Source organism: Streptomyces sp. SAS_270, assembly GCF_052543295.1.
This window is the reverse complement of record NZ_JBMNDS010000111.1, coordinates 21,146-28,282: the sequence shown is the minus strand read 5'-3', so window position 1 is coordinate 28,282 and position 7,137 is coordinate 21,146. Positions and strand designations below refer to the sequence as shown.

The 7,137-nt window shown below is 65.5% G+C and carries 9 protein-coding genes and 2 pseudogenes; 9 read left to right on the top strand and 2 right to left on the bottom strand.

All coding sequences use genetic code 11. The annotated features are described in order from the left end of the window. From ACN6LB_RS42025 to ACN6LB_RS42015, 3 genes are all read left to right on the top strand, one after another. On the top strand, positions 1–205 hold a 205-nt coding region (locus ACN6LB_RS42025; protein WP_445030494.1), incomplete at its 5' end, for a DUF5997 family protein. A 604-nt stretch (positions 206–809) separates the two neighbouring features. Beyond that, entirely contained in the window at positions 810–1,373 is a 564-nt protein-coding gene (locus ACN6LB_RS42020; protein ID WP_445030493.1) for a cysteine hydrolase family protein, read from the top strand. Positions 1,374–1,637: 264 nt separating this feature from the next. Then, on the top strand, positions 1,638–2,033 hold the full coding sequence (locus tag ACN6LB_RS42015; RefSeq protein ID WP_445030492.1) for a hypothetical protein: 396 nt from the start codon (positions 1,638–1,640) through the stop codon (positions 2,031–2,033). Positions 2,034–2,142: 109 nt separating this feature from the next. Here ACN6LB_RS42015 and ACN6LB_RS42010 read toward each other — a convergent pair whose 3' ends face one another. Further along, entirely contained in the window at positions 2,143–2,634 is a 492-nt protein-coding gene (locus ACN6LB_RS42010; RefSeq protein ID WP_445030491.1) for a CGNR zinc finger domain-containing protein, read from the bottom strand. A gap of 64 nt (positions 2,635–2,698) precedes the next feature. Here ACN6LB_RS42010 and ACN6LB_RS42005 point away from each other — a divergent pair, with 64 nt between their 5' ends. Continuing rightward, positions 2,699–3,379 (top strand): hypothetical protein, encoded by a 681-nt coding sequence (locus tag ACN6LB_RS42005; protein WP_445030490.1) that lies wholly within the window; start codon positions 2,699–2,701, stop codon positions 3,377–3,379. Between the two features lie 342 nt (positions 3,380–3,721). On the opposite strand, the gene ACN6LB_RS42000 is transcribed toward ACN6LB_RS42005, so the two are convergent. Beyond that, complete coding sequence (locus ACN6LB_RS42000) at positions 3,722–4,687, bottom strand: helix-turn-helix transcriptional regulator (RefSeq protein ID WP_445030489.1); 966 nt, start codon at positions 4,685–4,687, stop codon at positions 3,722–3,724. A gap of 92 nt (positions 4,688–4,779) precedes the next feature. Here ACN6LB_RS42000 and ACN6LB_RS41995 point away from each other — a divergent pair, with 92 nt between their 5' ends. From ACN6LB_RS41995 to ACN6LB_RS41975, 5 genes and pseudogenes are all read left to right on the top strand, one after another. Further along, positions 4,780–5,148: a VOC family protein gene (locus ACN6LB_RS41995; protein WP_445030488.1), complete on the top strand. Its 369-nt coding sequence runs from the start codon at positions 4,780–4,782 to the stop codon at positions 5,146–5,148. A 24-nt stretch (positions 5,149–5,172) separates the two neighbouring features. Continuing rightward, a pseudogene (locus ACN6LB_RS41990) lies at positions 5,173–5,265 on the top strand (hypothetical protein); the annotation flags it as partial. Positions 5,266–5,459: 194 nt separating this feature from the next. Then, on the top strand, positions 5,460–5,792 hold the full coding sequence (locus ACN6LB_RS41985; protein ID WP_445030487.1) for a glyoxalase superfamily protein: 333 nt from the start codon (positions 5,460–5,462) through the stop codon (positions 5,790–5,792). An 84-nt stretch (positions 5,793–5,876) separates the two neighbouring features. Continuing rightward, positions 5,877–5,993: pseudogene (locus ACN6LB_RS41980) on the top strand (helix-turn-helix domain-containing protein); the annotation flags it as partial. Between the two features lie 393 nt (positions 5,994–6,386). Next, positions 6,387–6,896 carry an RICIN domain-containing protein gene (locus tag ACN6LB_RS41975; RefSeq protein WP_445030486.1) on the top strand — a complete coding sequence of 170 codons (510 nt, stop codon included), beginning with the start codon at positions 6,387–6,389 and terminating at the stop codon, positions 6,894–6,896. Positions 6,897–7,137: the final 241 nt, after the last annotated feature.

Here is a 7,137-nt window from a genome sequence, read left to right as displayed (position 1 = left end):
CATCTCCATCACCGGACTCACCCGCGGCGGAATCACCCAACCACTGACCACCGAACAAATCGAAGCCCTCCAACACGACATGCCCGAATGGCTGAAGAAAGAACGCACCACACAAGCCGAAGTACGCAAAGAAACCCTCCGACTCAAAGCAAAACAGCAGCAGGGACAGCAGCAGGGACAGCCACAGAACGGCACCACCCGATAGCCCCCCGCCAGTAAACGAAGACACACCCCAGGCCGGCGGCGGCACAGCCCCGCCCCGGCAAAAGGCGAAGACACAGCCCCAGCCGGCCGTCGGCACGCCCTCTCCCCTGCCCCCCCCGCCGGAGCAGATGTATCCCACGGGTCGCGCCGGCGATGCGGTCGAGTTCGTCGCTTGTCCTGGTCGTCATCGGTGTCCTCCAATCCTTGTGATCCTGTGGGAGAGAAGCTCGTCAAGTTCGTCGAGCGGGTGCCCTGTCCGTAATCGGGTCGCGAGACGGACGTCGCGGCATCCACGAGAAGATCACCGCCACAGCCGGATACGACCTGCTGCCCACGTCCAGCTGGCTGCTCCTGGGGGCGCTGCGACCGGAAAGATCGCGCCACGTGCGGTTGCCGGTGATCGAGGCCGCGCAAGGTGTGGTGAGCCTGCCTCCTTGGTTACTTTCGTCAGCCGAGCGCGACGCGCGATAAGGCTCACGGATCAGGAGGACACCGGTCATGGGCACACTACGGCGCGACGCTGATGAGGATCTCCAAAACCTCCACCGCAGTTCGGTTGATCCACCAGACTTGCTCTTGCTTCCAACGGAGAAGGGACGGCAAGCATGGCGAACAGCGCACTTCTGGTGATGGACGTCCAACGGGATGTCGTGGCCATCGCCGACGACGGTTCCGGATATCTGCCGCGCTTGCGCAGAGCGATCGACGGTGCCCGGGCTGCCGGCATCCCCGTTATCTACGTGGTGATGGGGTTACGGCCGGGCGATCCGGAAGTCAGCCCTCGCAACAAGGTGATGACAAACGCCGTACGGGCCGGTCTGTTCACCGAGGGCGCCCCTGGCACCGAGATTCATGACGACATTGCGCCCCAGCAGGGCGACGTGGTGGTTACCAAGAGACGGGGTAGCGCGTTCTCGGGCAGTGACCTCGACTTGGTACTCAGGGCTCGCGATATCGACAGCCTCGTTCTCACCGGCATCGCCACCAGCGCTGTGGTGCTGTCCACCCTGTGGCACGCCATCGACCTGGACTTCGGCCTCACCGTCCTGGCGGATGCCTGCCTCGACACCGACCCCGAAGTACACACGATGCTCACCGAAAAGCTGTTCCCGCAGTGGGCAGATGTCGTCGCCGTCGGGGACTGGCTCAAAGCCATCGCACCGCAATAGGGGACGTCGTCCGGACCCTCACGTGCTGGGCAGACGGCATCGCCTGCCACCTCCCGGGCCAGGTCAGTCGGCGGCTTTCTGTGCTGCCCGGGCTTGGATGTCGAACCGGTCCCTGCAGTGCAAGTACGGGGTGGCTTCCGGATATTGAAGGCGGCCGTGGAGTGCGTTTTGCCGGAGCCGCGCACAGCTGCCGCCCCGAAAGACGTGGCCGGGCGCGTTCAAGCCGGAGCCAGACGGTAGGCCGCTGATGAGATCATGAGAGCCGTGGCCGAGCTGTTCTGGCCCGGAGAAAGGGAAAGCATGACCAGGTCCGTCGCCCGGGCCATATGGACATTCACCCTGGACGAGAACGAAGACTGGGTCCCCTCCAGAAATCCCGCTGGAGACGAAAACCTCCGGCGGGCAGTGGAGACGCTACTCCTGGGCATCGCCTCAGCCGGGGCTGCGGAGACGTACCTGGCAGCATGGCACGCTGACTCGCGGCGCTGGGGGTTGGGGTTCAGTCTGGCGACCGCCTCGGCGGTGGCAGAAGGCGTCAGCTCCGAACTCGTCAGACTCATCGATCTGTACGGGCAGTTTGAGGACTGCGACATCGCGGCCGACGAGTTCGAATCGATGCTCCAGGACTACGTGGCGGCGGCGCGAACCGCCGAGTCCTAGAGATCGTCTTCGAAGGTCAGGCGGAGAAGATGGCTTCGATGCAGGGTCCGCTGACCCAGGGCACAGATTGATCCACGCCCACCGCGTGTCAGTGATGTAGACGAACTGCCTAGGAGTTCTTCGCCGCCCGGGCCCGATAAGCCGCGACCGTCGTCCGGCTCGCGCACGCGTTGGAGCAGAACCGGCGCGTCCGGTTGCGTGACTGGTCCACGAAGTAGTTTCCGCACCCGGCCGCGGCGCACCGCCCCAGCGTCACCGCCGGATCCCCGGCCGCGATCAGGGCGAGCTTGGCTGCGATCAGCTGACCGGCCCAGCGCTTGGCCGGGGTGCCGTTGCGGCTGAAGTGGATGTGCCAGCCGCCGAGGCCGTCATGGTCGGACAGGTGCATTTCGGGCGGATAGTCGCGCAGCAGGCGATGCACGGCTTCGGGGGCGGCGCCGTCGACCGACTGCGCCAGGGCCGTGCGCACGAGGTCGGGCAAGTCGCCGTAGTCGCCGCCTGGTGGCGGAGTGACCTCGTGCTCTTCGAAGAATGCGGCGACCAGTTCGCCGTGCTGGTCGAGGGTCCCGGTATTGGCCAGCTCGACGGCCAACCGCGCCACATTCCCAATGTAGTCACCGTATTGCACTTGACCACCTACATCGTCGCTTCCTACTGTAGGCGTCATGATAACTGATGACACCTACATAGCCCGCCGCCTGCATCTGCTCGGGGAATGGGACGCCGCGCTCGACGCTCTGGGCCCGGCCGCCGAGCCCGAACTGCGCGCCGAGATCGCCGTCGACCGCTGGTTCTTCCGGATCGAGGGTCACGAGGAGGCCGAGAAGGCGGTCGCGGCGCTCGATTCCACATCGCCGACCGCGCACTTGCTCACGGCGCGACTGGCCTACAGCCGCCTGCTGTTCGAGCGCGACCCCCGTGCCGACGACCGCGCCGTCGCCGAGGCCGGCTACCGCGCAACGGTTGAGAGCGGCGACGAGAAGCTGCGCGGTTGGGCCGAGTACCACTGGGCCGTCCTGCTGGACAACATCGACAAGGACCCGGCCGGCGCCCTCCCGCGCTACGAGACAGCTCTCGAGATCGCGACGAAGTCCGGCGACGGCTACTTCGAGTCCTACATCATCCGCCACCTCGCACCGCACAAGGAGCCTGCCGAGCGGATCGCGATGCTGCGCCGCTCACTTCACCTGCGCGCCGCGCTCGGCGCCAGGCCGCAGACGCTCGCCGCGCAGGCTCTCCTTGCTGACAACCTCCCCGAGGACGACCCCGAGCGCGCTGAGCTCATGAAGACATTCCGCCCGGGTGCGGAAGAACTCCACATCGGCTGGCTGTTGTCCGAGGGCTGATCCACCGAGCGGCTCGGCCCCGCGCAAGTGCCGCGGGGCCGGGCACCCTCAGGCCTGACGCTGTGCGGGAGGCGGCCCTGTCTCCATGCGGAGAGCGCCCCGACCGGGCGACAGACCTAGAAGTCGCACGCGCCGAGAGCGGTGGCAAATGTCTGGCTATCGGTACAGGTTGCAGGCAGCCCCTGCGGCCGAGAGCCACCTGAAGTCCGGGGTCATGAATGCGGTGTCGCAGAATACTGGCCGCCTCGAGGCTGTCCCCCAGCACCATCGGCTGCCACCTGACCGGGGCGCAGGTCTCCTCGACCCATTCATCAACGGCCACACCCAACTAGTTGTTGCGGGTCAGGACGTTGGTGACGGCGCATAGTGGTGGGCAAGGCTGGTGGCGAGGGCGCGGAGGTGGGTCCTGGCTTCGGTGGGGCCGTGCACAGTGATGGCGCTCCCGAACGGCAGTAGGGCTCGCACGTCCTCCAGATGCAGGAAGCGGATCGTCACCTTGTGGCCGGTGGCGGATGCCTCGTGGTCGTCTCGGACGAGTCGTTGGCCAAAGATCCGTCGCGCTCGCTCGATCTGGGTCGGGTCGATGGTGGCGCTGACCTCTATCGCATGGTCATTTTCCCACTGATCAACGAGCGCTGCAGCGACGGTGGCCAGGGTCTGGTTCTCGCGGATCCGTCGTGGCTGGTCGACTTCTTTCCACGTCGTGATCCGTTCGAGTCGGTACATCCGTGGCACTTGGGCACAGTCGGCGACGAGATACCAGATGCCGGCCTTGGCGAACAGCCCGTAGGGATCCACGACCAGGGCGCGTGGGCATGACTCGCGTGGGCTGTCGTACTCGATCCGCAGCCGGCGACCTCGCCGCACTGAGCCGATGAGTGAAGCCGGAGTCGTGCTAGAAGCTCGTGTCTGGAGCCAGGGGCGGCTGTCCACGTGCACTACGTCGGTGAGTGGCAGGAGTTCATGACCTCGACGTGACTGTGTAGCGACGATCTTGGAGAGCGCGCGCCGGCTTTCGACCGATGTGTTTAGCTCCGCACGTTGCTTCTCATCCAGCCCGGTGAGCGAGAGATGATCACGCTCGCCCGGCGTGAGTCGCGTGAGGTCGAGCCCGGACCCGGGCAGCATGGTCACGCCTCCGAGGCGGCCCCGTTGTGCGGTCACCGGCAGACCGGCGTCGCGGAGCCAGTTCAGGTCCCGGGTGATGGTTCGAAGGGAAACTCCGAGCGCCGAGGCAAGTTCCTGTGTGGTCACTGCATCCCTCGATTCGAGGAGCAGCATCAGGGTGAAGAAGCGGTCTGGCGTCACACCTCAAGTTTTTCAGGAATTGCGACACGATGCGGCGCATATTCCGATCAGGCTGGTGGAGGCATACCTACGACCTGCGAGAAGGAACAACTATGACCACATCCGTCGTGTCCATCGTCTATGTGAACGACACTCCCGCCGCAGCGCGCTTCTACGGCGACCTCCTCGGCATGAAGCCGTCGTTCGAGACGTCGGGATACGTCACCTTCGCCCTCGGGCCAGGCGCTGACCTCGCTCTGTGGTCCGGCCAGTTCGAGGATCTGTCACCGGATGTCCCGCGTACCAGTGAGGTTTGTCTGGCCATCGACGGTGGCCGGCCCGACGAGCTCAACGCGATCTTCAAGCAGTGGCAGTCCAAGGGCGTCACGATCCTGCACGAGCCTCATGATGCGGGGTTCGGGCTGACCTTCCTCGCAGCCGATCCTGACGGGAACCGTATCCGCGTCGCACCGCGGGACTGAAAGGCCACAACGCGGCAGGCGCCCACGGTAGTTGTCGCATGCGCGAGCAAGTGGGTAAGTCGCTGGCGGCTACACGGTGATGCGGGATTGCACGACCGGCCGTCGAGCCCGCACCGGAGTCCGAAGAGGACGCCCGGTCAGCCGCGATCGCAGTGTGGACCATCCACTACAACTACTATCGGCCGCTTAGTGCTGCCGCCGGAAACCCGCCACCAGCACGCCTCCGCGAGAGCCTCGCCAATGTCGAGCCCTCATACACCTGCTTCCGCATCAGGCAGCGTTCGCCCTGGGCGGTCTGCGACGATGGCTGCATGGACGAGGAAGTCATTCCCATTCTTCGCGTCGAAGACGCTGCGGTGGCGGTGTCGTGGTACGAACGGTTGGGCTTCGCCAAGCAGTGGGAACACCGCTTCGAGCCGGAGTTTCCCGCGTTTGTCGAGGTCGCCCGAGGTGGGGTGCGGCTGTTCTTGTCGGAGCACAAGGGCGACGCCCGCCCCGACACGTTGGTCTATCTCCGCGTTCGGAATGTCGAGGCCATCGCCTCCGAGTTCGGTGTGCAGGCGAAGGACGCTCCGTGGGCGCGTGAGATTGAACTGCGCGACCCTGACGGCAACCGGCTTCGGATCGGCACGCCCAGGGAGTGACACTCGTCGGCAGCGCGCGGCAGGGAAGCTGTATTGGTGGCTGAGCGAGCACGCATCCGCGAGATCGGACGACGGGGGTAGCGGCTGCCGAGGATCATCCGCCGAGGCGGCGGGTCGGTAGTGACGTGACGGCGGGCCCATATGGTGCTGCTGTCCGCACAGGGTATGCCCGTGGTGAAGATCGCCGAGGTGACGTTCACCGGCACTTTCGTCGGCGTCGGTCCGTACCCGACAGTGAAGCGACGTCGGACGAAGCGCGGCAGTTCGACCTCGTCGACGCGGGTAACGGCGGAGGCCTTCCTAGAGATACGGCTGCGCCCCTCCGCGTCGAGTACCGGCTGCTCGGCACCGATTCGGAACCGGCCCTTTCGTTCGTCGGGTGCGATTTCCTCCGCTGGGTTGAAGAGAGGTCAGTTGGAGGTGCGCAGGATGTTGATGAATCACCACCGACAAACTCGCCGACCTCGAACTCGACCGGACAGTGTGAGGAGTAAGTGATGAGTCCCCCCTTCGGGTCCCGCTCACGGCGATCCCCTGCGACCATGTGCCGGTGCCAACTCATGGGAGCCAGGCGGCGATTGAGAGGAATCGATCATGCCCGCTTTCGGGAGAAGGATCAGACGCGCCGTGTCGGTCATCGGGGCGGCGATAGCGCTCACCACACCGTTGACCCTGGCAATGCCGGGGACGGCCACCGCCGCTGAGACCGCAGCGACCGCAGCGACCAGCCTCGACCGGTTCGCGAACTACGACTCGAAGAGATGCATCGAGGAGAACTCCTATTACAACCTGTGGTCCCAGGACTGCGGGATCGGCTATTCGGATCTGTACTGGCGCTGGGCTGGCATCACAAACACCTCCTCGACCCTCCAGAACTACATATGGGACCACTGCCTCGACAGCAACTCGGCCGGGGACGTCTACACCAACGGGTGCAACGGTGGGAACAACCAGCTGTGGCAGGTCATCCAGCCGGCGCCGGCAAGTGCAGTCATGCTCCGCAACACAGCGACCCGCCTCTGCCTCTACGAGACCTACAACGGCCTCTACCGGACGACGGTATGCGACCGCAATGCGCGCACTCAGCGGTGGACCGTCGGCTGAGCGACCCGTATCTCACTGGGGGACGACGTCATACGTCCACCGGGACCGTCTTAGGTGGGAAGGGAATGCACCTCGACGTGCTCGAACGTCGAGGTGCGCCCCAAGGCTTCGGCAAAGTCGCGCCGAGCGGGGTCTGGCGGTCTACTTCCCGGTGGGCTTCGCCGTGCCCGGTCGGTCGGCGGCGAAGTGAGCGTGAAACGCCGCCGGTCGCCCTGCGCCGCCACCGCGGTCACCCCACTCC

What these genes read in the sequence shown, in the direction of transcription:
- ACN6LB_RS41975 (WP_445030486.1), top strand. Translation starts at nt 6,387, where the DNA reads ATGCCCGCTTTCGGGAGAAGGATCAGACGCGCCGTGTCGGTCATCGGG.
- ACN6LB_RS41985 (WP_445030487.1), top strand. Translation starts at nt 5,460, where the DNA reads ATGGACGAGGAAGTCATTCCCATTCTTCGCGTCGAAGACGCTGCGGTG.
- ACN6LB_RS42005 (WP_445030490.1), top strand. Translation starts at nt 2,699, where the DNA reads ATGATAACTGATGACACCTACATAGCCCGCCGCCTGCATCTGCTCGGG.
- ACN6LB_RS41995 (WP_445030488.1), top strand. Translation starts at nt 4,780, where the DNA reads ATGACCACATCCGTCGTGTCCATCGTCTATGTGAACGACACTCCCGCC.
- ACN6LB_RS42020 (WP_445030493.1), top strand. Translation starts at nt 810, where the DNA reads ATGGCGAACAGCGCACTTCTGGTGATGGACGTCCAACGGGATGTCGTG.